Below are 23,751 nucleotides of genomic sequence, written 5' to 3' on the forward strand. Positions count from 1 at the left end.
GTCGTAAACATGAGGAGTCGAGACATGAGCTACATCCAAACATCCACTTTCCTGCGTCGTGTACTGGTGCTGGATGCGGTCGGCTGCGCCGGCCTGGGAGTGCTGTTGGTTGCATTTGGCAACGGGTTGTCCGGTGTGCTGGGTCTGCCGGTCGAGTTGTTGCAGCAGGCGAGTGTCGTGTTATTGCCCTTTGCTTTGGTGCTGGCGTTGCTGAGCACGCGGGCCCGGTTGCCGCGAGCGGCGGTGTGGGCGGTGATCGTGGCCAATGCCATCTGGGCGATCGACAGCATCGTGCTGCTGTTCACCGGCTGGGTGCAGCCGAGCTTGCTGGGGCACCTGTTCGTAGCCGGGCAGGCCGCGTTCGTCGCGGTGGCGGTGGAGCTGGAATATATCGGCCTGCGCAAGTCGCCCGCGGCCACGCCCCTGCATGCTTGAACCCACGCTGAATGGGCGCGCTGAACGAAAGATGCATCTAACCGGCCCGTGGCTGCGATATGCTTCAAAGGTCGCAGCACGGGTGACGCTTTCGCATGAAACAACAACGAGTTTTCGCTGCCGCCCTTGCGGCGGTCGTGCTCGCCACGGCCGCCTCGATGCCTGCCGCGCAGGCCGCGCAACCCGGTTTCTATATCGGCGGCTTCTACGGCCAGAGCGACAAGGACAGCGACATCCAGGATTACCGCACGTACGCCGCCACCCGGATCTACCCGAGTCCGGTGGTCCAGCTCACCGTGGAACAGCTGACGGACTCGCTGGACACCAAGGATTCGGCGTTTGGCTTCTTCGCCGGCTATCGATTCAACACGCACTTCGCCGTCGAGGGCGGCTACATGGACCTGGGCAGCGTGAAATATCGGGGCAGGGCTCGCGGCAACATCACGGGCGTTCCCACCGATGCCACGCTCAACTTCGACAGCTCGAGCGCCGGGCTCAACGTGTCGGCGCTGGGCATCTGGCCGCTGAGCTATCGCTGGGAAGTCTATGGCCGCGCCGGCGCGCTGTTCTCCAGCAACGATTTCAGCATCTATTACGACGACGTCGAACAGAGCCCCAGGACCGACCGGTTCTCCGATAACGACGTGGATTTTTTCGCCGGCGTCGGCACCAGCTTCAACTTCCTCGAGATCTACGATGTGCGTCTGGAGTACCAGCACATCCTCGACGCGGGCGACAAGAATACGGACGAAGCCAACGCCAACGTGATCACGATCGGCATCACGGTGGTGTTCTGACGATCTCGATGGGTCGGTGCACGCCGATCTCCGCGCACAACTGCTCCGGATGACGTAGTCGCCAGATCGCCAGGTCCGCCCGCGATCCCACGGCAAGCGTGCCTCGATCCTGTGCCAGGCCCAAGGCCTTTGCGGCGTTGATGGTCACGCCCCGCAGCGCTTCTGCCGCCGTCAAACGAAACATCACGCATGCCATGTTCATCGCCGTCAGCAAGGATGCGATGGGTGACGTGCCGGGATTGCAGTCCGTCGAGACTGCCATGGGAATATTCAGTTCGCGCAGGCGCTCGATGGGCGGCGGTTTGGTCTCGCGCAAATAATAAAACGCGCCGGGCAGCAGTCCCGCGACGACGCCGCGCTCGGCCATGCGTTGCAAGGAGCGCTCGCTCGCATGTTCGAGATGATCGGCTGAGAGCGCGCCGTACTCGGCGGCGATCTCGCCGCCATTCGCGTCGCTCAATTGGTCCGCGTGCAAGCGTGCGGGCAACCCGAGCTCGCGCGCACGATCGAAGATGCGACGCGTCTGTTCCTGAGTGAACGCGATGCGCTCACAGAAAACATCGACCGCATCGGCGAGCTTCGCCGCGGCGACGGCCGGGAGCATGTCGTCGCACACATGGCGAACGTAGTCTTCCTGACGGCCCGCGAACTCCGGCGGCAAAGCATGCGCGCCGAGAAAGGTCTTGATCACGCTGAGGCCGGTGATCTCACCGATGCGCTGCGCGACCCGAAGCATCTTCAGCTCGTTGTCCAGATCCAGGCCATAGCCGGATTTGATTTCGAGCGTCGTGACGCCCTCGGCCGCGAGCGCCAGGGCGCGGGGCAGCGATTGATCGAGCAACTGATCTTCGCTGGCGGCGCGGGTGGCTTGCATCGTCGAGACGATGCCGCCGCCGGCGCGGGCAATCTCTTCATACGTGGCGCCCTGCAATCGGGCGGCGAACTCGTTGCTACGATCGCCGCCGTAAACCAGATGGGTGTGGCACTCGATCAGCCCGGGCGTGATCCACAGGCCGTCGGCCAGGGTGACGCTGGCGGCCGACCATTGCAGGGTGTCGAGTTGCTGGCGGGTGCCGATCCAGGCGATGCGGCCCTGCTTGATGGCGAGCGCGGCGTTTCGCACTTCGCCCAGCTCGTGCGGGCCGTGTCGGTCGTTGTATGCAGGCGCGCCCGGCATCGTGGCCAGGTTTGCACCCAACCACACCCGATCCCAGGCCGATGGACTCGCGGTCGACGCTTTCATGCCCTGCGAAGTCTTATACTCCTCGCATGTCCATGCAATCCCGCTATCGCTTCACCTGTGCGTGGCTGCCCGACGGTTGGCATCGCAATGTGGTGATCTCGGTCGACCCCGGCGGGGATATCGTCGATGTCGCCGCGGACGACACCGTCACGGCCGCCAGAATGATCAACGGCGCGGCGATCGCCGGCATGCCCAATATCCACAGTCACGCGTTTCAGCGCGCGATGGCCGGTCTGGTCGAGCAGCGCGGCGGCGAGGGCGACAGTTTCTGGACCTGGCGCGAGACCATGTACGACGTGGCCAGCCGCATTTCGCCGGAGTGTCTCAATGGCGTGGCGGCGCAGTTGTATGCAGACATGGTCAAGGCCGGTTACACCTCGGTGTGCGAGTTCCACTACCTGCACAGTCACGGCGAGGCGTCGAACCGTTCGCCCGAGCAGCGGCTGGCCATGAGTCAGGCGTTGATGGACGCGGCCACCACGGCTGGCATCGGGCTCACGCTGTTGCCGACGCTGTATCAAACATCCGACTTTGGTGGGGCACCGCCGAGCGAACGGCAGCGGCAGTTCTCCATGCAGACGCGCGAGTACCTGGATCTGCTCGACGCGCTCCGACAATCGTCGCAACGTTCGCCGCAGCTCGAAGTGGGCATGGCGTTGCACAGTCTACGCGCCGTGCCGCCCGAGTCGCTGCGAATGGTGCTCGACTCGCAGCGGGACGGGCAGCCGATTCACATCCACATCGCCGAGCAGGAACGCGAAGTGCAGGCGTGCCTGGAGCGCACCGGCAAACGGCCCGTCGAATGGTTGCTCGAGAATGCGCCGGTCGATCGCCATTGGTGCTTGATCCACGCGACGCATGCCACGGCTGAAGAGCTGCAAGGTGTCGCGAAGGCGGGCGCGGTGATCGGGTTGTGTCCCACCACCGAAGCAAACCTCGGCGACGGTATCTTCCCGATGGAAACATTGCTGGCGGCGGGCGGGGCGTTCGCCATCGGCTCGGACAGTCACATTTCGTTGTCGCCCATCGAGGAGTTGCGCTGGCTCGAATATCAGGCGCGGCTGGCCCGTCGCCAGCGTGGCGTGCTCACCGACGGCACGCTGTCCGGTGGCTCGCTGTTGTGGCAGAAGGCATGCATGGCCGGTGCGCGTGTTTCGGGCCGGCCGATCGGCGAGCTCGCGGCCGGCAGGCGGGCTGACGTTGTGGTGTTGGATATCAACTCGCCGTTGTTCGCGGCACGCAGCGACAGTTCGATCATCGATACGTTTGTTTTCTCCGGCACCAGCGAATCGGTGCGGGACGTCATGGTGGGCGGACGCTGGCTGGTTCAGGACCGCCGCCATTTCGCCGAGACGGCGGTATCCGCCGGCTACAGGCGCGCCCTGCAAAAGATGTTCAAGAAGGATCGAGTGTGACCATGAATGTTTATGACTTTCACCAGGGCTCGGTGCCGCTGCTGATCAGCATTCCGCATGCGGGCACCCATGTGCCGGAAGCGATCGCGCAACGCTTCACGCTGGCGGGCGGTCACCTGGCCGATACCGATTGGCACGTTCATCATCTTTATGACTTCGCGCGCGATCTGGGCGCGTCGATCCTGAAGGCGAACTACTCGCGCTACGTCGTGGACCTGAATCGCTCGCCGGATTCGTCGTCGCTGTACGTCGGCAAGCCAACCTCGCCGGTGTGCCCGCTGCTGACGTTCAATGACGAGCCCATTTACGCGCCGGGTCGCGAGGTCACCGCAACCGAAATCGATGCGCGGGTCGAGCAATACTGGCAGCCGTATCATCGGCGCCTGATCGAGGAGTTGCAGGTCATCCGTCAGCGCCATGGTCATGCGTTGCTTTGGGATGCGCATTCGATTGCGAGCGAAGTGCCCTCGTTGTTCATCGGTGTGTTGCCCGAATTCAACTTCGGCACGCGTGACGATGCGAGCTGTCCGCGCGCGGTCGCGGATCAGCTGCTCGATCTGGTGACAGCCGATGGCAAGTTCGGCGCCGTGCTGAACGGCCGCTTCAAGGGCGGTTACATCACGATGAAGTATGGTCGGCCGCAGGAAGGCGTGTATGCCGTGCAGCTGGAGCTGTCCCGACGCGTATACATGGATGAGGCTGCCGGTACCGGCTGGAATCCCGAGCGGGCGACATCAGCGCAGACCCTGATTTCCCAGCTGCTGACGCGCTTTCTGAAGGCGCGCGCCTAACAAGCGTTCGATTCGACGGCGATGGCCGAGGCCTGCACGGCCGCGATGACCTCGGCGGGCAGGAAGGGCTTGCCGATGAAACCCAGCGGCCGCAGCCCGGCGACCTTTTTACGCACCTCGTCGTCGATGTTTGCACTGATGAACAAACATCGAATGCCGTGCTCTTCATACAACTGATGCGCGACGTCGATGCCGCTCTCGCCGTGCGCCAGCCGAAGATCCATGATGGCGATGTTGGGAGGCTGACGCGCAGCCGCGGCCATCGCGCTGGGGCCGTCGTGCGCGACCTCGCTGACCCGGTGCCCCGCCTCTTCCACCAGGTCCTGCAGGTGAATGGCGATCAGCACCTGATCTTCGACGATCAGGACTTCGAGTCCCATGTCGCTGCGGGCTGCTGTGGGAGTGGGAATGTGATGTGAGCGGCGTAGCCGTCGGTGTGCTCGACGCTGAGTTGTCCGCTCAGTTGCCGCACCAGCATGCTGATGAGGCGGGTTCCCAATCCGGTGGAGGGCTTCGCGGCGCTGGCCGGGTCGCCGGCGACCAGGCCCGGGCCGTTGTCGGCGATGGTGAGTCGTGCCTGGCCGGGCTCGATCCGGCGCAGACTGACCTTGATGATGGCGGAGCGGTCGTTCGGTCGACCATGCTTCAAGGCGTTCATCACCAGCTCGTTGACGATCAGCGCCAGCGAGACCCCGTGCTCGGTCGGCAGTCGCATCGGCTCGATGGCGGGGCGCAGATCGGCATGTCGTTCGTCGCCGATGCCGGCGCGTGCCAGCTCGGCGCACAGGCCGCTGAGATAAGTCTGCATGTCGATGGTGAGCGGATCGGTGTCCTGATACAGGCGCTCGTGAATCGACGCAATGGCGGTGACGCGGGCGATGGCCTTGGCGAACAGTTCCTTCGCGCCGGCCTCGCGGAATTCGCCGCCTTGCAGGCTGAGCATGCTGAGCACCAGCTGCAGGCTGTTCTTCACGCGATGATTCACTTCACGCAGCAGCAGCTCACGTTCCGCGAGCGAACGGCGCAACTCGGCTTCGACTCGATGTAGACGCAGCAGCGCGCGAGCGACCGCTTCGAGTTCTTCGGGCTCCATCGGCTCGACCAGGAAACTGTCCGCGCCGGCCGAGAGTGAATTGACTCGATCGAGCACGGCGATGTTGGTGGCCGAGACCTGCAGTACCATGATGCCCGCGGTGTCCGGATCGGATTTCAGCTGTCGGCAAACATCGATGCCGCTCATGTCGGGCAGGTTCACATCCAGCACTACCAGCTGCGGCGAGGCGCTGCGCGCCAGTCGCAAGGCTTCCTTGCCGGTGCCGGCTTCGAGCACTTGAAAACCGGCGCGGTTGAGAATGCGCGTGGTCGCGTACCGGCCCGGCTCGTTGTCGTCGACGTTGAGGATGATCTCAGGCTTGGCTGGCATGATGAACTTCTCCCGGGCTGCTGGCGCGCCGGATCGCGGCCGCGACGGACTCGCGTGACAACTCGCTCTTCAACAACAGGCCGCTGGCGGCGGCGGCCTGTTCCTCGCCGATGTCGTCGGGTCGCTGCGAGGTGAACAGAATGACCGGAATGGGCCGGGTCTCCTCGATGGCCTTGAGCATCTTCAACACTTCCAGGCCGTGCACGTCGGGCATGGCCAGATCGAGGAAGATCAAGTCGGGGCGCGACTGGCGCGCGAGACGCAGCCCGTCGTAGCCGCCGTTCGCTTCGACCACTTCGAAGCTGCTGCTCGGCAGGAACTGGCGGAGCGCATAGCGCTCGATCTCGCTGTCATCGACGATCAATACCCGCTGCGCACTGCGTGTCACGGGCAGCTCGGGCGTTCCGATCGGTGTCGTTGCTGCCAGTCGTACTGGAATTGCCAGCGAGAACACCGAGCCTTTGCCCAGCTCGCTGGCAATGTCGATGCTGCCGCCGAGCAGACCCGCCAGCTTTTGCGACAGGGGCAGACCGAGGCCGGTGCCCTTGACGCTTTTCTGCAGCGGATTCTCGACCTGCGTGAATTCGTCGAAGATATGCCGATGATGGGTCGCGGCGATGCCGATACCGGTGTCAGCAACAGAGAACACGATCATGTCGGTGTCGGCTGCCAGTCTCGCCGTGACGCGCACCGAGCCGATCTCGGTGAACTTCAGCGCATTGGAAATGAGATTGCGCAGGATCTGCGAGACCTTGCCCTGATCGGTGTGCAGCTCGGGCAGCGCGCCGATCTCCTCGAAGCTGAGCGAGACCGTGTCCTTGATGCTGAGCGGCTTGAACATGCCACGCAGCGCGCCGAACAGATCGGTGACGTTGAACGACTCGACGCGCAGCTGCAATTTGCCGGACTCGACTTTGCGCAGGTCGAGCAGATCGTCGACCATGGTCGAGAGTTGTTCGGCGGCCTGACGGATGTAGGTGACTTGTTTCTCCTGCTCGGCGCTCAGCTCGCCGTCGAGCCGATGCAACAGGATTCTGGACAGCGCCAGGATGGAATTCACCGGCGTGCGGAATTCATGACTGACCGCCGACAGGAAGCGCGTCTTGGTTTCGTCGGCGAGACGCAGGTGCGCGGCGCGCTCTTCCAGCTCGGCATACAGCGCCATCACGCCCCGATTCGTGTCCTCGAGCTCCGCGTTGAGCCGCGCCAGTTCTTCCTTGCGCAGACGCAGTTCTTCCAGGCTGCGCAGCAGCTCGCGATTCTGCTGTTGCATCTCGGCGGTAGGATCGGCCGCGCCATAGGCGGACAGCTGATCCGCGATGGTCGCGACGCGCGTCGGCGTGAAGCTTTCGATCCGGCGCGGCAGAAACTTGCCGAGGGTAATGGTCGTGCCCCGGCCCTTGCCGGAATAAACGTCGAACGTATCCATCAAACGACGCGCGGCGACCAGGCCCAGCTTCAATTCGCCACTGCCCGAATCGGTGATCGCATCGTCCAGGTTGGCGATGCCCGGACCGTGATCGCTGATGATGACCTGTAGCAACGGAGTGGCCGGCATGCTGGCGCCATGCGGCGGAGCTTCGGTCACCATGAACTCGATGGTGCCGCCGCCGGCGTGGCGCATGGCGTTGCGCGCCAGCTCGGACACGGCCGTCGCGATGCGCACCTGATCCTGGGAATCGAAACCGAGCAGGGCACTGACCTGCCGCGCGCGCTGCCGGGCTGCGACGATGTCGCGGTCTTGCGCGAGATCCAGACGTAGCAAAGAGCGGTTCATGGGGGTGTGCGTCGAATGACAACAATCAGGGAATCGTCGCGACCGCGCCGGCAGTCCCGATATAACACGCCGGCGATCAATGCCGCGTGATGTTGTATCAGTCCCGGATAGCGGTCGGCTTGCCAGTTCGCGGTGAGGCCGTCGGAATGCAGTACCAGCACGGTGTCGGGCTGGCACGAGTATGTCAGTTCGCGGGGGCGGGAGATCACGTGACCGACGATGCCGTTGTCGGTGGCGATGCGCTTGGTCTCGGTGCCGTTGATCATCGCGGCCGCGACGTTACCGACGCCGAGGCTGGTGATCCGGCCCGCATCCCAATCGACTTCCAGCAATGTGACCGCGGCACCCCGGGTCGGGCGAAGACCGTCGTGCAGACTCTGCATGAGGCGCGACACAGGTCGATGTTTCTCCGCCTCGAAGATACGACACGCCTCGGTGGCGGCCTGTTCCGCGCCGAGGCCATGACCGAGGCCATCGATGCCGGCGACCAGGACTCCTTCGACGCGCTCGTGATGACACCAGCAATCGCCGCACGCGACCTCGCCCGGTTTCGGTACCACCAGCGCACCGATCTGCGTGGGGCTGGGCGGCGGTTCGCGTGAGTCGGGCCACAGCTGAGCCAGCACGGCGGTGCCTCGCCCGAGACGGGAATAAATCTCGAAGCGTTGTGACAGGCGTTCCATCGCGCCCAGGCCGGTGCCGGGACTGCCGCTGGTGGAATAACCGTCGCGCAGGCATCTGGAAACATCTTCCATGCCGGGGCCCTTGTCGAGGCCGAGCAGCTCCAGTCCGATGCGGTTGTCACGCGAGATCTTCTGCGCGATCAGCTCGCCGCCGCCGCCATGCTTCACCAGATTGGTGCCGATCTCGGTGGCGACCAGCGCGGCTCGGCCGGCATCCTCCACATCGAAACCCAAGCTGGCGGCAAGTGTGCCGATGCCGCGTCGGGCGGACGCGACGGCACTCGGATCGCCGATCGAAAACTGTTGCATTTATTTCCAACGAGTAATGGTCACGCGAGTGCCTACGCCGGGCTGCGACCAGATATCGAATTCGTGGGAAAGCTTCCGTGCTCCATTCAGTCCCAGACCCAGGCCGTTGCCAGTGGTGTAACCGTCGGTCAAGGCCAGATCGAGGTTGGTGATCCCCGGACCTCGGTCCTCGAAAGTGAGGCGCACTCCCGCGCGCTTCGGGCCCTGGTTCAGGCGCTCGATGCGGCATTCGCCGCCGCCGCCGTAAGTCAGCGTATTGCGCGCCAGTTCGCTCGCGGCAGTGATGACTTTGGTTTGATCGACCAGGCTGAAGCCGAGATCCATGGCGAGAGTGCGCACGGCTTGACGGACCTTGACCACGTCTTCGCCGGAACGCACGGGCAACGTGGTTGGTTCAATCGACATGGCTGCTTTCATCGCTCCGGTCGAGCACGTTGCGCAGCAAGGCCAGGCCGGCATCGACGTTCAGAGCGGTGCGGATGCCGGGCAGCGACAATCCGAGCTCGACCAGCGTGATGGCCACCGCGGGCTGCATGCCCACGACGACCGTCTGCGCATCCAAGATGCGGGACATCCCGGCGATGTTGCCCAGCATGCGGCCGATGAACGAGTCGACCATTTCCAATGCGGAAATGTCGATGAGCACGCCGCGCGCCTTGGTGGCGACGATCTTGTTGGTGAGATCGTCCTGCAAGGTCATCGCCAGCTCATCGTGCATGTCGACCTGGACGGTGACCAGCAGGCAATCGCCCAGACGCAGAATCGGGACGCGATCCACGGCGTTATCCTCGCGCAGCGGACGATGAAATGACGCTCAGACCGCGACGTTTCAACGCCAGGGCGAAGGCGTCGGACAGGCTGGCCTTGGTCGCGACCGCCGAGAGGTCGATGCCGAGGTGCACGATGGTCTGGGCGATCTGAGGACGGATGCCGCTGATGATGCAGTCCGCGCCCATCAGCTGCGCGGCCGACACGGTCTTGAGCAAGTGTTGAGCGACCAGCGTATCGACGGTCGGCACGCCGGTGATGTCGATGACCGCGATGCTCGAACCGGTGGCGACCAGTCGTTCCAGCAGGGTTTCCATCACGACCTGGGTGCGCTCGCTGTCCAGCGTGCCGATCAGCGGCAAGGCCAGGATGCCGGGCCACAGCTCGACCACCGGAGTGGACAGCTCGATCAGCTCCTCCTGTTGACGAGCGATCACCGATTCACGCGCCTGTTGATACACCTCGGTGGTGTACAGACCCATGGAGTCGAGCAGCAGGGTCGTTTCCCACGAGGCGTCGGCCAGCACCTCCGGCTCATCGAGCAGGTTGGCACGCAGGCGGGCGAAGATGGGCTGCTTCAGCGAGAACACGAACGTCGCCACCTGCGACGGTGAGAAACCCTGGGTGGCACGGCTGCGGGACAGCTCGGCGAGGAAATCGCGAATGTCGGCCCACTGCGCGCTGCGGGTGTCGAACTGCACGCCTTTCTGGATGTTGTTCACCAGCAGGGTCAGGAAGCGTTGCGATTCGTCGCGCAACTGCGATTCCTGTAAACGGCCGGCGCGCCACGTGCCCGCTTCCAATTGTAGTTTGACCCACTCGGTGAGAATTTCTTGTTGATACTGCTCGACCATGGCCGGCAGTCGACTTGCCAGTCGGTTCATCCGCGACTCCTGTTGGTGGCCTTCGGCGAAGACCAGGAACGTTAGGGGCTGTGAGGAATGGCTCGCTCAGGGAGCCTTTGAAGTGCAATCTCGAGGACGCAGGGGCGCCCCCCCGCTACCGACGCCCTGACGGTCCGTTACGCGCGACGGCGCAGGACGGTTCCCAGTTCTTTGAAATTTTTTCTAGAGCGCCCGGGCGGACGCTCAGGCGCTGGCGACTTTGAGCAGATCGGTCTCGACGTCGTTCAGGCCGAGCGGCCGGCCGTTGAGGAATTCGCGGCATTTACTGGCGGGCGCGGGCTCGGCGAACAGATAGCCTTGCGCGTACCGGCAGCCGAGCTTGCGAAGCATCTCCAGCTGCGACCAGCCTTCCACGCCCTCGGCGATCACCTTGATCTTCAGGTGCTGGGCCATCGCGATGATGGCGCCGACGATGGCGTGATCGTTGGAATCGGTGCCCAGATCGCGAATGAAGCTGCGATCGATCTTGAGGTAATCGACCCGCCAGCGCTTCAAATAGCTGAGCGAGGAATAGCCGGTGCCGAAGTCGTCGATGGCGACACGCACGCCGAGCGCACGCAGGTCGTTGATGGCGTCGACGCCGTCTTCACTGCCATTCGAGCCGTGACGCGACTCGACCTGATCGAACATCGCACCCTCGGTCAGCTCGATCTGGAGCATGGCCGGGCTGATGGAATTAACTTGTGTCAATTCAGCAATGCGCTGACGCAGGTCGCAACGTGACAACTGGCCCGGTGAGATGTTGATCGCCACCGGTACCAGCACTGAGTTGCCGGCCTTGCGCCACTGGACCATGTCGTCGATGACGCGCTGGATCACGAAGTCGCCGAGCCCGGCGATCAGCCCGGTCTCCTCGGCGACCGGAATGAACCGGGTCGGCGAGACATAGCCGTCGATCGGATGTTTCCAGCGCACCAGCGCTTCCAGCGTCACGACCCGGCGGGTCTCGATGTCGATCAGCGGCTGGTAGTGCACGTCGAGCTGGGTTTGCGATTCCAGCGCGGCGCGCAGGCTCGCTTCGATGGCGACGCGTTCCTTCAACTGCCGGTCCATGACCGGACTGAACACCTGGAAGTTGTTCCGGCCGCGATCCTTCGCTTGATACATCGCCGTGTCCGAATGGCGCAGGAGGGCTCCCACATCTTCGCCGTCGCGCGGGAACATGCTCACGCCGACGCTGGCCGTCGTGACGAGCGGCTTGCCATCGATTTCCAACGGCACCGCCAGTGCGCTGGTGATGCGTGATGCGGTTTCCTGAACCTGGTTGCTGCTGCGGACGATGTTGAGCACGACCACGAATTCGTCACCGCCCATGCGTACCACGATGTCCTCGTTGCGCACAGCGTCTTTGATTCTTTGCGAGACCGATTGCAGCAGCTTGTCGCCGGTTTCGTGACCGTGCGTGTCGTTGACGTGCTTGAAGCGGTCGAGGTCGATGAACAGCACGGCCAGCGCCGCTTTCTTGCGGCGGGCCTCTTCGATGGCTGCGGGCAGATGCGCCGAGAGGAACAGGCGATTGGGCAGGCCGGTCAGCTGATCGTGATGCGCGAGCCGATCGAGCCGCTGCTGTTTCTCCAGCAACTGCGCTTCGATCTTGCGGCGGACCATGCCGCCGTGCTCCACCTGCTCGATGAATTGCTGATGTCGCGACTCCGCTTCGACGACACGTACGTCCAGCTTACGGATGCGCAGTTGCAGGAAGATTGCCCAGGCGACGGCGCAGAGTGCGGTGATGGCACAAACGGCAAGGTAGAACATTGCGACAGGCGTTCAACTTCGACGCCGCAGTGTCGCGAAATGCCGTCATCGGCCGCCGGATGTGGCGCACACTTTTGGGCCGCCCGAGCCGGGGACGGCCAAAACTTCGACGCAGGACCGGTTTATGACTTAACAGTTGTTACGCGTGTTACGCAGCGGGCGCGGTGCGCAGCTGCAAATCGTTGGCGGCCTGACTGAAGGCGCGGATGAACATGGTGAAGGCGTACACCGCGCCGGACACGGTCTGAGTCTGATCGTCGGCGGCTTCGTGCGTCTCGAGCAGTTCCAGGAAGCTGCGCCACAGGCTGCTGCCTTCGCCCGGCTGGCCGTGACGCAGATAGGTCGAAGCGTTGCGAACGTTCTCGTCGTGGCTGGCCTGCACTTGATCCAGTTGCACACGCGCGCCGAGACGCGAACCTTCCAACACGTACAGGATGCCGAACACTTCCGAAGGCGTCGGCGCGGTACGGCGGAGGGCGAGCGGTTGCACATCGGAATGAAGGTTGTGCAGATCGGCAAGGATGGCTGCGCGACGCGACCGCTGCGGCCAGTCCGGCAACAGTTGTTCGACGCTCGCGTTCTCCAGCAGCTGTTCGATCGCGATCAGCGTCGCCGCGTTGGCCTGCAGGAAACGCCGGTAGTGCGTGACATCGGCCAGGTTGAATCCAGCCGCGATCCGGTCGAGATCACGGTGCAAATGATCGGTCGCGCCGCGTAGCGAATTGCGACGATTCAATTTGCGGCCGGCCGTCACTGGGCCGCCCGCGGGCGATTCTTCAATTTGCATGTCGAGCTTCAGTCCTGACCGTCGAGCACGCTACGAATGCGCGCTGCCAAGTCATCGAAAGCGAAAGGTTTGGTGATGAGTTCCACGCCCGGGTCGAGTCTTCCATGATGCACGATCACGTCGCGGGCATAGCCGGTCGCAAACAGCACCTTCAAGTGCGGATGGAGTACCACGGCCTGCTGTGCCAGTTGCTGGCCGTTCATGCCTCCCGGCAGCACTACGTCACTGAACAACAAGTCGATGTCGCCGGCGGGCGTCTGACGCAGTACGTTGAGTGCGTTGACGCCGTCGCGCGCTTCGAGCACATCGTAGCCAAGCTCCCGCACGGTCTCGACGGTAAAAGCGCGTACATCGGGATCGTCTTCTACCACCAGAATGGTCTCGCGCTCGGCGGCGAGCGACGATTCACATTGACTGTCGTCCTCGGGCACTTGCGCATCCGGTCGAGCGGCGGGCAGATAGATGCGAATCGAGGTGCCGGCGCCGTCCGTCGAGGCGATACGTACCTGTCCGCCCGACTGGCGCACGAATCCATAAACCTGTGATAACCCGAGGCCGGTACCCTGACCGACACTCTTGGTCGTGAAGAACGGCTCGAACGCCCGTGCCAGCACTTCGGGCGGCATGCCGGTGCCGGTATCGCGAACGTTGATGACGACGTATTCGCCCCGCGGCAGATTCTCCGCCGTGGTGTGCGGCGCGTTACGCGTGTCCAGATTGAATGTTTCTATGCTGAGCTTGCCGCCGTGGGGCATGGCGTCGCGCGCATTGACCGCCAGATTCAACAGCGCGATCTCGAGTTGATTGCCGTCGATCTCGACGTGCCGCAAGTCGGGCGCCATCGCGGTCTCGACCAGGATCAATTCACCGAGGGTCCGCTGCATCATCTCGGACATGCCGGCGACCAGCCGATTGACCGCGACCGGGCGCGGATTCAACGGCTGTTTGCGTGAGAAGGCGAGCAGATGCTGAGTGAGATTGGTCGCGCGCTGTGCGCCGGCCATCGCGTGATCCGCCGCCCGGCGCAAACGGTCCAGATTCGGCGGCAGCTTGCGTTGCAACGTTTCGATGTTACCGACCACGACCTGCAACAGATTGTTGAAGTCATGCGCCAGACCGCCGGTGAGCTGACCGACGGCTTCCATCTTTTGCGCCTGACGCAGGGCTTCCTGCGCTTCTTCCAGCTGAGCTTGCCCGGCCTTGTCTTCGGTGATGTCCCGACCGACCGCGTAGATGCAGCCGTGACCGAGCGCCGTCGACCATGAGACCCAGCGGGTCTCGCCGTCGCGGCACAGAAACCTGCATTCGAACGGGCGCTGATTTTCCAGCGCGGCTTGCGCCACGGACTGCCGGACTGCGGACGCGTCGTCGGGATGGGCGAACTTCGACAGATGCTCGCCGACCACTTCGCTGGTTCCATGGCCGAGCGAGGCTTGCCACGCGGGATTCACTTCGATGAGCGCGCCGACCGGCGTCATCACGGCCATCAGATCTTTAGACAATTGCCACAAGTGATCGCGCTCGGCGGTCTTGTGCGCGACGCGCAGAGTCAATGTTTGGTTCAGATCGTGGAGCGCGGTCTCGGCCTGCTTGCGCTCGGTGATATCGTTGACGATACCGATCAGGCGGGTGCAGCAGCCGCTGTCGTGGAACGAGCGACCCGAGAGTGAAACCCAGCGTTCCTGCGCGTCACCCGCCCGGACGATGCGAAACTCGGTGGCGATGTTGCTTGCGGTAGCGGCACGCAAGGTCTCGTTGAAGATCGATTCGATGCGCAGCCGATCGCCGCTGTGGCAGCTCTTGAGAAACGCTTCCCGATCGGGCACTGCCTGGGGCACGAGCCCGAACAGCTCGCGACAACGCGCGTCCACATCGAACGTGCCGGTGGCGGGATCGAATTCCCAGCGGCCGAGGCCCGCGGTTGCGATGGCAAGCTGCGCGCTGGTCTCGCTGATACGCAGCGCCTGTTCGGCCCGCACGCGGTCCTGACGTTCGCGCGCTTCAGCGACGGCGCGATCGACCGCCGCCGGCAGACGACTCAAGCCGCGCTTCATCACATAGTCAGTCGCGCCCCGGCGCAAGGCATTGATGGCGAACTCTTCGCCGACCACGCCGGACACGAAAATAAATGGCATCTCGGGGCAGCGCTCGCGCACGATGTCGAGTGCCGCGAGCCCATCGAAGTCGGGCAGGGAATAATCCGCGAGCACCACGTCGTAAGCGCCGCTGCCGATCTCGCGCATGAAGTCGTCGCGCGTGGCGACACGGCAGACCGTGCTCTCAGTCCCGGCTTTCGACAGGTGAGTGATGGCGAGCTCGGCATCGATCTCGCTGTCCTCGAGCAACAGAATGCGAGTCGGCGAGTACAGGCGGGAAGCGAGCTCGGCGGCCATGGCTATCTCTTCTCGATGCCGGACATGGCAGCCATGCGCGGCGGGGTTTCGTTCAGGACACCCCAGAACATGCCCAGATCCTGGATGGCTTCGAAGAAGGCATTGAAGTCCACCGGTTTGACCACGAACGCGTTGACGCCCAGCTCATAGCTGCGCACCAGATCGCTCTCCTCGCGCGAGGAGGTGAGCATGACGACCGGCACCGAGCGGGTAGCGACGTTCGACTTGATCTTGGCCAGCACTTCCAGGCCGTCGACCTTGGGCAGCTTCAGATCCAGCAGCACCACGGCCGGGTCGCCGGGCGGACGATCCTTGTACTGTCCGCGACAGTATAAGTAGTCGAGTGCTTCCGCGCCGTCGCGGGCCACGACGATGTCGTTGGCCAACTGGCACTTGGCCAGCGCGGCCAGAGTCAACTCGATATCTTTCAGGTTGTCTTCGACCAATAGGATGGGTCGCAGATCAGCCATCGACGCTTGCTCCTTTATGAGGTATGCCAAAGCGGAATTCCGCGCCTTCATCGACGGCACCGCGCGCTTCGATCCAGCCGCCGTGACGCTCGATGATCCGGTGGGTCAATGCCAGGCCAATGCCCGTACCGGCAAAATCCTCCATGCGATGCAGCCGCTGGAACACGCCGAACAGCTTGTGGGCATACGCCATGTCGAAGCCGACGCCATTGTCGCGCACTGTGTAAACGCACTCCGACGCAAGTTGTTCACCGCGGATCTCGACGATCGCGGGTGAGCGGTCCCGGCTGTACTTGAGCGCGTTGTCCACCAGGTTGTACAGCGCCTGGCGCAGCAGGGCGGCGTCGCCGGTCGTGGGCGGCAGCGGCTGGATGCGCCATTCGATCTGCCGGCCGCGCACGTCGGGTTCGACCGACCGGACGATCTCCTGCACGACTTTCTGCATGTCCACCGGCAACACCGACAGCGCCGTGCGACCGAGCTGCGAGAAGCTCAGCAGGTCGTCGACCAGTTGGCCGGCCGAGGCCGCGGCCTCATTGATGCTGTCCAGGTAATGCAGCGATTGCGCGCTCAGCGATTGCTCACGATCTCGCAGCAGCTGGGTGTAGCCGACGATGTGCCGGAACGGTGCGCGCAAGTCGTGACTGACGGAATAGGAGAACGACTCCAGTTCCCGGTTCGACCGCTGCAGCTGGCTGGTGAGCTCGGCGCGCTCCTCGGCACGGCGAAGCACGAAGTTGATGATGGCGCTCCGGAAATCCAGCGCGCCATCGATCTCAGCCTGCGACCACGGCAGGGCGCGGCCTTTGACCAGTTCTTTCCAGCTGGTGAACGAATTGCGCGGATGCAGTCGTTCATTCTCGATCTGCTTCGCTTCGCCCGGATCGCCGGCCCACAACACCGTGCGCTCGACTTCGGGGCGGAACCAGAAGATGTAACTGGGATGCAATTGTGAGATCGAGATTGCCAGCACCCCGCTCGCCACGTCGACGATGTCGGCAAACTCCGGCCACTGCTGTCCCAACCGGTCGGTGACGAAGGAGTCGGCGCCTTCACTCTGAAGTTTCTCCGTGAGCGCGCGCAGCCGGTCAGGCGCGGGCGTGACTCCGGCGGTAAACAGCAAATCGTCATGCAGGACCGCCGCGCCCGCCGCGCCGGCGATTTTCAGCCAGGTATTGGCGTGAGTGCCGAGGCCGCTTTGGAATGAATCGCTGGCCGCGATCTTGGTCAGCAGCTCACTTTCCACGCGCTTCAGATCGATACGTTTGGCGGCGTACGCGCCACGTTCACGCGCGCCGATATGCTGAGACAACACTTGGCCCAACAGATCGCACGCCGTTCGAGCCTGTGCGTTCACCCGACGGGGCGAGGCGTTGTGACAGGACACCAGGCCCCACAGTTTTCCATCCACCAGCACCGAGATGGACATCGACGCGAGCGTGCCCATGTTTCGCATGTATTGGAGATGCACCGGCGAGACGCTGCGCAGGGCGGCGAAACTCAAGTCCAGCGGCGCGCCGCCCGGATCGAGCGGCGGCTCGATCGGCACTGGTGTGTAGTTCGCATCGGGAATGACGCGCAGCCGGTTCAGGCGATACAGCTCGCGCGCCTGAGTTGGAATGTCCGACGCGGGAAAGCGCAGCCCGGCGTAGGAGGGCAGCACGCCGTCGCCATCCTCGGCCAGCACTTCGCCATTCCATTGCTCGTCGAAACGATAGATCAGAATTCGATTGAAGCCGCTGATCTGCCGGAACTCGCGCGCGGCGGCCGAGCACAGCTCGGCGATGTTTTCATGAACGGGCAGGTCTTCCATGAAGCGGCCGACGCGCGGGTAGTACGCTTCGAGCGTCTCGCCTTCGCTGGCGGGCGGTTGCTCGAATTCCAGAATGATTCCCTGCGCGGTCTGATGGCCGAGCACCTGCAGGCGCTGACCGTTGATGTCCAGGGTTCTTAGATAACTGCTGTCCGGATTGGCCAGCCAGGCGTTGATCTGGCGCTCGGCCGTTTCACCGACCAGCTCGCTCAGCGACAGGCCGAGCACGGCCGAGCTGCGGCCTGTGCCAAGCAACGCCCGTGCATTGGCGCTGGCTTGCACGATCCGCCGGCTGCTGGGATCTACAACCACAAGCGACCCGTGCGGCTGAATGCTGCCCGGAATCCGGATAGGTTCTTGCGCGCATAGGTCGAGGTTGAGATCGGATGTTGAGACCGCTGACACCATCCGCCGCTCGTCGAGCTTGATTTTCTGCGCGATCCAATGCGTGGCAGCGGAAAAAAGTTCCGATCCCTGGCGATGCCCGATTTCCTGCCGGTTATTTTCAGGCGGGGCGGCGAAATTGTAAAAACGGCGTGAGCGTGCCGACCTGGTTGTACAGAATCTGCGCTCGTGCGTTGGTGTTTTCTGTATGCCAGTAGACACGCGTGCTGCCTTTCTCATCGGCCGCTTTGTAAACAGCCTCGATCAGCGCGCGTCCGACATGACGACCACGGCCTTGCGGATCGACGAACAGGTCTTCGAGATAACAATAGCCGAGCGGCGACCAGGTCGAGAGATGGAAGTGATAATGAACGAAGCCGACCATGCGGCCGCCGTCATCCAGTCCGGCGAAGCCCCACAGCTCGCGACCTTCCATCAGCCGGCGCCAGGTGAGGTCGGTGGTGGATTGCGGCAGGGTCTGTTGATAGAACTGGAGGTAACCGGCCCACAACTCGCCCCAGCGGGCGCGATCGTCGGATTGCAGAGGCCGTACGCGAGCAGCTGACGTCATATCGATCCCCCTACTTCCATCATGGAATGGAAGTATACGGGACCGGTTCGCCGGCGATTATCCTCGGCGGCGGTTCTGCTCGTCGATTTCCTTTTCCGCGCTCAACCAGTCGTCGAGCTCGTTGCCCGGGCTGAAGCCGCGACGCTCGGCTCGCCAATAAGCGGCTTCAGCAATCCTCGCTTCGCGACTTTCGGAGAACGATGGAATGTCACGCTGTTCGAGTTTGCTCGCGGTGATCTGCACGTCGTGACCTTCACCAACCACGCCGTCGGCGGCGGGATTGTCGACGGCTTCGGCATCGGGCAGCTTCGGCTCCTCATTGGTCACAGTCGTCACCGGTGGCAAAGTGCGCGTCGATGCTTTCTTGGATCGCGGGGTCGTACCTGAGGAGCGGCTCGCCATGTGGATCTCCGATTGGCGGTTATGTTCAGTGCTCGATTCAAATTGTCCGCGGCCGCCAAAGTTCCGGAACCTGCATGGGTGAGGGGCGATGCGCTCATTCTTCCGACTACACCAAAGAAAACGGCGGTGACCCGAGAGTCACCGCCGCATTTCCTGCGATCACGAATCGGTCACCTATCAGTGACGAGCGCGACTCGCGTGGCCCCGCGCAGTCTTGGTGCGACTGCCGGCGCGAGCTTGCCGACTCTTCGCCGCTGATGTGCGCGTGGACTTCGAACGCGATGCGCGCTTGCGTGGCGTCGGTGCCTCTTCGGCTTCGATGCCCATCTGCTCCATCAGCTGCATCTTGCGTTGCGCGAGCTGGCTGCCGACTTCCTTCAGGTCGAGCTCGGTCTCCTTAAGCGCGGGGAACATCTCCTTCTCCTCTTCCTTGACGTGGTGCTTGATGTATTCGCTCAGCACCTTCACCAGCGGCTTGAATTCCGGATCCTCGGGCGTGCCGGCTTCGATCTTGGCGATCAGTTCCTTGGCGGAACCGTGCTCGATCTCGGCCTCGTACACTTTCTCGTCGTCTTCCTCGCCGAACGCTTCCTTGGCCTGCGGATAAAGAATCTCTTCCTCGATCTGCGCGTGCACCGTCAGCATCTGACAGATGCGTGTGGCGAGCTCGGACTGCTCGCTTTCGTCCGCGTCCTCGAACTCCTCGAACAACGCTTCCACTGCGCGATGATCTTGCTTGAGCAACGCGATCGCATCCCGCGGCGCGTCTGTTGAACGGGTCTGATGATTAGCTCGTGCCATTTGCTTGCTCCTATAAGCGGGCTCGCTGAAGCAATGACTTGCCAATCGGTGAAGTTCCTGAGCAGCAACCGTGAAAGCGGAGCAAGGACGGAAATCGCTCGCGAGCCCGCGAGCGATGTATCAAATGTTAGTTCTCCGGCAGCTCGGCGAGGCGCTCGAGCATGCGAGGGTCGCCCGCGACGTGCACTTTTTCGGCGGGCCCGAGCCACGCGAGTGCTTCGTTGAGCGTGGCCGCGTCGTGCACTTTCTGTTCGGCGGTGAGTCGATGCGGATCTGGATGGCCGCGCGATTCGGCGGGGCGTGGCAAGTTGCCCGTGATGTGCGCGTAACGAGCCTGACGATCGGTAGCCAGCAACCGCAACCCCTCGCGCGCCGGCTCCTTGGCTTGAGCGAGCAATTCGTCGCGACGCTTGATGACAGGCGGCGCCTGTTTCTCTTCCGGTGTGCGCAGCAGGCCCAGCGAATACATCACGCGACCGGCGAGCACGCTGCCGCTCATCTTCGACAACGGGATGGCCAGCAACAGACCGGCCAGCGTGGGCGTCAGCCAGGCCAGCAATGTAGGTGATATCAGATAAGCGACGATGCAGGTGAGTACGCCGATCACCACGTGCACCCAATGAATGCGCGCCGACTCGCTCCAGGCCGTCGAGTCGCTGCGTCGACGTTGTGCATTCCAACCGGAGTCGCGGCCGGTCAAGATTTCGATGACGTGCTGGGTCTGCACCAGCATCATGATGGGGGCGTACAGGGCGGACAGCAGGGTCTCGAACACCGTGCTGACGATGACGCCGAGGAAGCCGCCGCAGCCCTTGCGGATCTTGCTGTTGAACAACGACCGCAACATGCCCAGCACCTTGGGAATGAACAGCACGGCCATGGTGAAGACGAACAGCTGCATCATGCGGGGCGCGTCGAACTTCGGCCAGTCGGGGAACAGCTGGAAACTGCGGCTGAAATATTCGGGACGGATCAGGGTCGCCTGCAGGGTCAGCGCGAAGCCCACCATCAGCAGCAGCAGCCACAGCGGCGAGGACAGATAGCTCATGATGCCGATGAAGAAATGACCGCGGCTGATGGTCGACAGCCCGTCGGAGCCGATGATCTTGGAGTGCTGCAGGTTGCCCTGCGCCCAGCGGCGGTCGCGGACCGCCACGTCGATCAACGACGGCGGGCTTTCCTCCCACGAGCCGTCGAGGTCCGGCGCCATGCGAACTTTCCAGCCGGCCCGGCGCATCAACGCCGCTTCGACGAAGTCGTGCGACATCACGTGACCGCCGAACGGCTTGCGGCCCGGCAGCTGCGGCATGCCGCAGGCTTCGGCGAACGCCTGGACGCGAATGATGGCGTTGTGGCCCCAGTAGTTGCCTTCGTTGCCCGACCAGGTCGCGACACCGCGCGCGATGACGCCGCCGTACACGCGACCGGCGAACTGCTGGATGCGAGAAAACAGACTGTAATGACCTTGCAACATCGGCACGGTCTGCAGGATGCCGAGGTGCGCGTCGCCCTGCATGCGACGAACCAGCTCGACCAGCGTCTCCGCCGACATCAGGCTGTCGGCGTCCAGCACGATCATATAGTCGTAACGCCCGCCCCAGCGCTTGACGAACTCCTCGACGTTGCCGGCTTTGCGACCGGTGTTGTGCCAGCGGCGCCGATACCAGACCGGCATGACGTTGCGCAGCTCGCGCCGCAGCCGGTCGACGGCAATCGATTCATTGATCCACGGATCGACCTGCGTCGAGTCCGAGATGATCACGATCTCGAAGTGTTGCGCGGCCCCGGCTTGCGCCAGTGCCTCGGCCATCGCCTGCAGCGCCGAGGTCGTATGGGTCGGGTCCTCGTTATAGATGGGCATCAGCAGCGCGGTGCGCGAGCCGGCCAGGTTCGCCTGGGTCTTGGGAATATGGATGGGCACCAGCAGGCCGGCGATAGCCGACGCCGCTGAGAAGGCAATCCAGGCGAACGTGACGGTGAAAAAGAAAACCATCACGCCTTGCAGGATGGTCATCTTCGAGAATTCGACGATGCCCAGCATTTCGAACAGGGCGTAGCCGGTGAGCCCGAGCGTGCCAAGAATCACGATGGCGCGTGCAAATATTGCCCGGATCGGTGCCGGCCCGAGCGCCCGCACCACCTGCGGCGAGCGCCGCAAGTCCTGCACGGGCATATCGATCGGCCGTTCGAACGGCATGCCGCCGCGAACTACGTCGCGGCCTTCGGTGGGAGTCGTTGGAGATTTCAGCTGGCCGTCCATCGATAAAGCCAGGTTTCGGTAATGGGACGATTGGCGCGCAACAGCCGCAATCGCAATTCGACCAGATTGGCGCCGGCCGGATCCAGCTCGAAGCTGGCGCGGACGCCCTTGGTCAGCGGATTCTGTTGCAACGTCGGGTGCGACAGTTTGCCCGCTGAGGCGCCCACATCGAGCTTGAGGTCCTCGATGTTACGCCCGGCGCCGGCGAAGTCGATCACGAAGATCCGGCGCTTGCCGTCGATCGTCGGACCGCTGCGCGTGGCGGTGGCGCGCCCCAGCGAAGGGGTGATGCGCGGCGTGGCATTCCAGCGAACGCGATATGACGCATGCCATGGTTTGCCCGCTGGCAATACGTAGTGGGGACGGAAGAACGCCACGACGTTGTCGTTGGTCTCGTTCTCGGTCGGGATCTCCACCAGATCCACCGAGCCTTTGCCCCAGTCGGACGTCGGTTCGATCCAGGCACTCGGCCGCAGCTCGTATTTGGCTTCGAAGTCGCGATAGTCGCTGACCCGGCGGGAGCGCTGTATCAGACCGAATGCGCGCGGCGCTTCGGCGGTGAACGCCGACACTTGCAGCTCGGTCGGATTGCGCAACGGCCGCCACAGACGTTCGCCCGACGCAGTGACCACTTGCAGACCGTCGGAGTCATGCACTTCGTCGCGGAAGTCGTCGATGCGGGTGCGCTCGGATTCATCGAACAGAAACATTGATGTGAGTGGCGCTAGACCGATGTTGTCGAGGTCAACGCGCGGCACCAGCGTTACGTCCACGTCCATGACGGTTTCGGTGCCGGGCTGGATCGAGAACCGATAGGCGCCGGTGGTGGACGGGCTGTCGAGCAAGGCGTGCACGACGATACCGGAGGAATTTGCGCCCGGACGTTCAATCCAGAACTGGGTGAAGGCGGGAAACTCCTCGCCAGCCGGATGCGCCGTACGAATCGCCAGGCCGCGGGCCGACAGACCGTACTGGCCGCCACGAGGCACGGCGCGAAAATAGGAGGCGCCTTGGAACACCATGAATTCATCCCACACCGAGCGGGAATTGAGCAGCGTGCGCACGCGAAAGCCCGACAGCGGCAAGGTTTGATTGGCGAGCTGCTTCTCGACATGCGGCCCGAGCCAGAACAGGTCCGGCGTACCGGTCAGATCCCGGGCCATGCCGCTTTCGACTGCCGACACCTTCACCGGTGTTTGAAACAAAAAACCCGCCGGCAGCAGCTCCACCCGGAACGGCACCTGCTCGTTCCGCCACAGCGCCAGGTCCGGCCGGAACCGGATGTCGCGATATTGATCGTAGCTGAGCTGCTGAAGCGCCGGATTGCCTTCCAGCCGGCGCGGCACATACGCGGCCGCGGCGGTTCGTTTCGCCAGATCGACCACGGTGGCCGGTGTGAATTTATAGCTGGCGGTGCGCGTCGTGTCGGCCGCGGGCTTTACCGAAGCGGCGCCGGCCACGCACGAGAAAGTGATCGCGAGCATCAACAGCCAATAGCGGCGCATGACTTTCTGCGACGGCAGCAGCGGAGCTCGTGTGCGCGGGAGGGGCGGGACGCCGGGGCCC

At 63.5% G+C, this 23,751-nt stretch carries 22 protein-coding genes; 4 read left to right on the forward strand and 18 right to left on the reverse strand.

Annotated features, from left to right (window positions below):
- The first annotated feature begins 24 nt into the window (after positions 1 to 24).
- Both EKO19_RS12605 and EKO19_RS12610 read left to right on the forward strand, forming a co-directional pair.
- Entirely contained in the window at positions 25 to 435 is a 411-nt protein-coding gene (locus tag EKO19_RS12605) for a hypothetical protein (protein ID WP_129776754.1), read from the forward strand.
- Between the two features lie 95 nt (positions 436 to 530).
- Positions 531 to 1,232, forward strand: a complete 702-nt coding sequence (locus EKO19_RS12610) for an outer membrane beta-barrel protein (protein ID WP_129776755.1) — start codon at positions 531 to 533, stop codon at positions 1,230 to 1,232.
- Here EKO19_RS12610 and hutI read toward each other — a convergent pair.
- Complete coding sequence (gene hutI / locus EKO19_RS12615) at positions 1,216 to 2,475, reverse strand: imidazolonepropionase (protein ID WP_129776756.1); 1,260 nt, start codon at positions 2,473 to 2,475, stop codon at positions 1,216 to 1,218. The genes EKO19_RS12610 and hutI overlap by 17 nt on opposite strands.
- Positions 2,476 to 2,501: 26 nt before the next feature.
- Between hutI and EKO19_RS12620 the strand changes: the two genes are divergently transcribed.
- Entirely contained in the window at positions 2,502 to 3,890 is a 1,389-nt protein-coding gene (locus tag EKO19_RS12620) for a formimidoylglutamate deiminase (RefSeq protein ID WP_217705295.1), read from the forward strand.
- A 2-nt stretch (positions 3,891 to 3,892) separates the two neighbouring features.
- Positions 3,893 to 4,681 carry an N-formylglutamate deformylase gene (gene hutG / locus EKO19_RS12625; protein WP_129777387.1) on the forward strand — a complete coding sequence of 263 codons (789 nt, stop codon included), beginning with the start codon at positions 3,893 to 3,895 and terminating at the stop codon, positions 4,679 to 4,681.
- Here hutG and EKO19_RS12630 read toward each other — a convergent pair.
- The 17 genes from EKO19_RS12630 to EKO19_RS12710 form a co-directional block, all read right to left on the reverse strand.
- A complete protein-coding gene (locus tag EKO19_RS12630; protein WP_129776757.1) occupies positions 4,678 to 5,061 on the reverse strand; it encodes a response regulator in 384 nt (127 codons plus the stop codon). The two genes, hutG and EKO19_RS12630, sit on opposite strands and share 4 nt — an antisense overlap.
- Positions 5,043 to 6,104 (reverse strand): histidine kinase dimerization/phosphoacceptor domain -containing protein, encoded by a 1,062-nt coding sequence (locus EKO19_RS12635; protein ID WP_129776758.1) that lies wholly within the window; start codon positions 6,102 to 6,104, stop codon positions 5,043 to 5,045. Before EKO19_RS12635 ends, EKO19_RS12630 begins: the two co-directional genes overlap by 19 nt.
- A complete protein-coding gene (locus EKO19_RS12640) occupies positions 6,088 to 7,881 on the reverse strand; it encodes an ATP-binding protein (protein WP_129776759.1) in 1,794 nt (597 codons plus the stop codon). The genes EKO19_RS12635 and EKO19_RS12640 overlap by 17 nt, the downstream gene beginning before the upstream one ends.
- Complete coding sequence (locus tag EKO19_RS12645) at positions 7,878 to 8,873, reverse strand: ATP-binding SpoIIE family protein phosphatase (RefSeq protein WP_129776760.1); 996 nt, start codon at positions 8,871 to 8,873, stop codon at positions 7,878 to 7,880. Before EKO19_RS12645 ends, EKO19_RS12640 begins: the two co-directional genes overlap by 4 nt.
- On the reverse strand, positions 8,874 to 9,278 hold the full coding sequence (locus tag EKO19_RS12650) for an anti-sigma regulatory factor (RefSeq protein ID WP_129776761.1): 405 nt from the start codon (positions 9,276 to 9,278) through the stop codon (positions 8,874 to 8,876).
- On the reverse strand, positions 9,268 to 9,651 hold the full coding sequence (locus tag EKO19_RS12655) for an STAS domain-containing protein (RefSeq protein ID WP_129776762.1): 384 nt from the start codon (positions 9,649 to 9,651) through the stop codon (positions 9,268 to 9,270). The genes EKO19_RS12650 and EKO19_RS12655 overlap by 11 nt, the downstream gene beginning before the upstream one ends.
- A 4-nt stretch (positions 9,652 to 9,655) precedes the next feature.
- The gene (locus EKO19_RS12660) at positions 9,656 to 10,525 is read right to left on the reverse strand and encodes an STAS domain-containing protein (protein WP_129776763.1); all 870 of its coding nucleotides are present in this window, start codon (positions 10,523 to 10,525) and stop codon (positions 9,656 to 9,658) included.
- A 204-nt stretch (positions 10,526 to 10,729) separates the two neighbouring features.
- Positions 10,730 to 12,304: a putative bifunctional diguanylate cyclase/phosphodiesterase gene (locus EKO19_RS39485; protein WP_129776764.1), complete on the reverse strand. Its 1,575-nt coding sequence runs from the start codon at positions 12,302 to 12,304 to the stop codon at positions 10,730 to 10,732.
- A gap of 148 nt (positions 12,305 to 12,452) precedes the next feature.
- Positions 12,453 to 13,091: a biliverdin-producing heme oxygenase gene (locus tag EKO19_RS12670; protein ID WP_129776765.1), complete on the reverse strand. Its 639-nt coding sequence runs from the start codon at positions 13,089 to 13,091 to the stop codon at positions 12,453 to 12,455.
- 8 nt (positions 13,092 to 13,099) lie between these two features.
- The gene (locus tag EKO19_RS12675; RefSeq protein ID WP_129776766.1) at positions 13,100 to 15,484 is read right to left on the reverse strand and encodes a hybrid sensor histidine kinase/response regulator; all 2,385 of its coding nucleotides are present in this window, start codon (positions 15,482 to 15,484) and stop codon (positions 13,100 to 13,102) included.
- A 2-nt stretch (positions 15,485 to 15,486) separates the two neighbouring features.
- On the reverse strand, positions 15,487 to 15,954 hold the full coding sequence (locus tag EKO19_RS12680) for a response regulator (RefSeq protein ID WP_129776767.1): 468 nt from the start codon (positions 15,952 to 15,954) through the stop codon (positions 15,487 to 15,489).
- Positions 15,947 to 18,175 carry an ATP-binding protein gene (locus tag EKO19_RS12685; RefSeq protein WP_129776768.1) on the reverse strand — a complete coding sequence of 743 codons (2,229 nt, stop codon included), beginning with the start codon at positions 18,173 to 18,175 and terminating at the stop codon, positions 15,947 to 15,949. Before EKO19_RS12685 ends, EKO19_RS12680 begins: the two co-directional genes overlap by 8 nt.
- Positions 18,176 to 18,272: 97 nt before the next feature.
- Complete coding sequence (locus EKO19_RS12690) at positions 18,273 to 18,722, reverse strand: GNAT family N-acetyltransferase (protein ID WP_129776769.1); 450 nt, start codon at positions 18,720 to 18,722, stop codon at positions 18,273 to 18,275.
- A gap of 57 nt (positions 18,723 to 18,779) precedes the next feature.
- Positions 18,780 to 19,124 (reverse strand): DUF2934 domain-containing protein, encoded by a 345-nt coding sequence (locus EKO19_RS12695; RefSeq protein ID WP_129776770.1) that lies wholly within the window; start codon positions 19,122 to 19,124, stop codon positions 18,780 to 18,782.
- A 177-nt stretch (positions 19,125 to 19,301) separates the two neighbouring features.
- Entirely contained in the window at positions 19,302 to 19,925 is a 624-nt protein-coding gene (locus EKO19_RS12700; protein WP_129776771.1) for a hemerythrin domain-containing protein, read from the reverse strand.
- 127 nt (positions 19,926 to 20,052) lie between these two features.
- Positions 20,053 to 22,185 carry a glucans biosynthesis glucosyltransferase MdoH gene (gene mdoH, locus EKO19_RS12705; protein ID WP_129776772.1) on the reverse strand — a complete coding sequence of 711 codons (2,133 nt, stop codon included), beginning with the start codon at positions 22,183 to 22,185 and terminating at the stop codon, positions 20,053 to 20,055.
- A complete protein-coding gene (locus tag EKO19_RS12710; RefSeq protein ID WP_157995234.1) occupies positions 22,170 to 23,690 on the reverse strand; it encodes an OpgD/OpgG family glucan biosynthesis protein in 1,521 nt (506 codons plus the stop codon). Before EKO19_RS12710 ends, mdoH begins: the two co-directional genes overlap by 16 nt.
- Positions 23,691 to 23,751: the final 61 nt, after the last annotated feature.

The sequence above is a fragment of the Peristeroidobacter soli genome, assembly GCF_004138485.1.
Classification (GTDB): Bacteria; Pseudomonadota; Gammaproteobacteria; order Steroidobacterales; family Steroidobacteraceae; genus Steroidobacter; species Steroidobacter soli.

Coding starts and splice junctions, on each gene's coding strand:
- EKO19_RS39485 (WP_129776764.1), bottom strand. CDS start 12,304: ATGTTCTACCTTGCCGTTTGTGCCATCACCGCACTCTGCGCCGTCGCC.
- EKO19_RS12620 (WP_217705295.1), top strand. CDS start 2,502: ATGTCCATGCAATCCCGCTATCGCTTCACCTGTGCGTGGCTGCCCGAC.
- EKO19_RS12645 (WP_129776760.1), bottom strand. CDS start 8,873: ATGCAACAGTTTTCGATCGGCGATCCGAGTGCCGTCGCGTCCGCCCGA.
- EKO19_RS12695 (WP_129776770.1), bottom strand. CDS start 19,124: ATGGCGAGCCGCTCCTCAGGTACGACCCCGCGATCCAAGAAAGCATCG.
- EKO19_RS12650 (WP_129776761.1), bottom strand. CDS start 9,278: ATGTCGATTGAACCAACCACGTTGCCCGTGCGTTCCGGCGAAGACGTG.
- hutI (WP_129776756.1), bottom strand. CDS start 2,475: ATGAAAGCGTCGACCGCGAGTCCATCGGCCTGGGATCGGGTGTGGTTG.
- mdoH (WP_129776772.1), bottom strand. CDS start 22,185: ATGGACGGCCAGCTGAAATCTCCAACGACTCCCACCGAAGGCCGCGAC.
- EKO19_RS12700 (WP_129776771.1), bottom strand. CDS start 19,925: ATGGCACGAGCTAATCATCAGACCCGTTCAACAGACGCGCCGCGGGAT.
- EKO19_RS12710 (WP_157995234.1), bottom strand. CDS start 23,690: ATGCGCCGCTATTGGCTGTTGATGCTCGCGATCACTTTCTCGTGCGTG.
- hutG (WP_129777387.1), top strand. CDS start 3,893: ATGAATGTTTATGACTTTCACCAGGGCTCGGTGCCGCTGCTGATCAGC.
- EKO19_RS12640 (WP_129776759.1), bottom strand. CDS start 7,881: ATGAACCGCTCTTTGCTACGTCTGGATCTCGCGCAAGACCGCGACATC.
- EKO19_RS12685 (WP_129776768.1), bottom strand. CDS start 18,175: ATGGTGTCAGCGGTCTCAACATCCGATCTCAACCTCGACCTATGCGCG.
- EKO19_RS12670 (WP_129776765.1), bottom strand. CDS start 13,091: ATGCAAATTGAAGAATCGCCCGCGGGCGGCCCAGTGACGGCCGGCCGC.
- EKO19_RS12680 (WP_129776767.1), bottom strand. CDS start 15,954: ATGGCTGATCTGCGACCCATCCTATTGGTCGAAGACAACCTGAAAGAT.
- EKO19_RS12610 (WP_129776755.1), top strand. CDS start 531: ATGAAACAACAACGAGTTTTCGCTGCCGCCCTTGCGGCGGTCGTGCTC.
- EKO19_RS12605 (WP_129776754.1), top strand. CDS start 25: ATGAGCTACATCCAAACATCCACTTTCCTGCGTCGTGTACTGGTGCTG.
- EKO19_RS12675 (WP_129776766.1), bottom strand. CDS start 15,484: ATGGCCGCCGAGCTCGCTTCCCGCCTGTACTCGCCGACTCGCATTCTG.
- EKO19_RS12660 (WP_129776763.1), bottom strand. CDS start 10,525: ATGAACCGACTGGCAAGTCGACTGCCGGCCATGGTCGAGCAGTATCAA.
- EKO19_RS12635 (WP_129776758.1), bottom strand. CDS start 6,104: ATGCCAGCCAAGCCTGAGATCATCCTCAACGTCGACGACAACGAGCCG.
- EKO19_RS12630 (WP_129776757.1), bottom strand. CDS start 5,061: ATGGGACTCGAAGTCCTGATCGTCGAAGATCAGGTGCTGATCGCCATT.
- EKO19_RS12690 (WP_129776769.1), bottom strand. CDS start 18,722: ATGACGTCAGCTGCTCGCGTACGGCCTCTGCAATCCGACGATCGCGCC.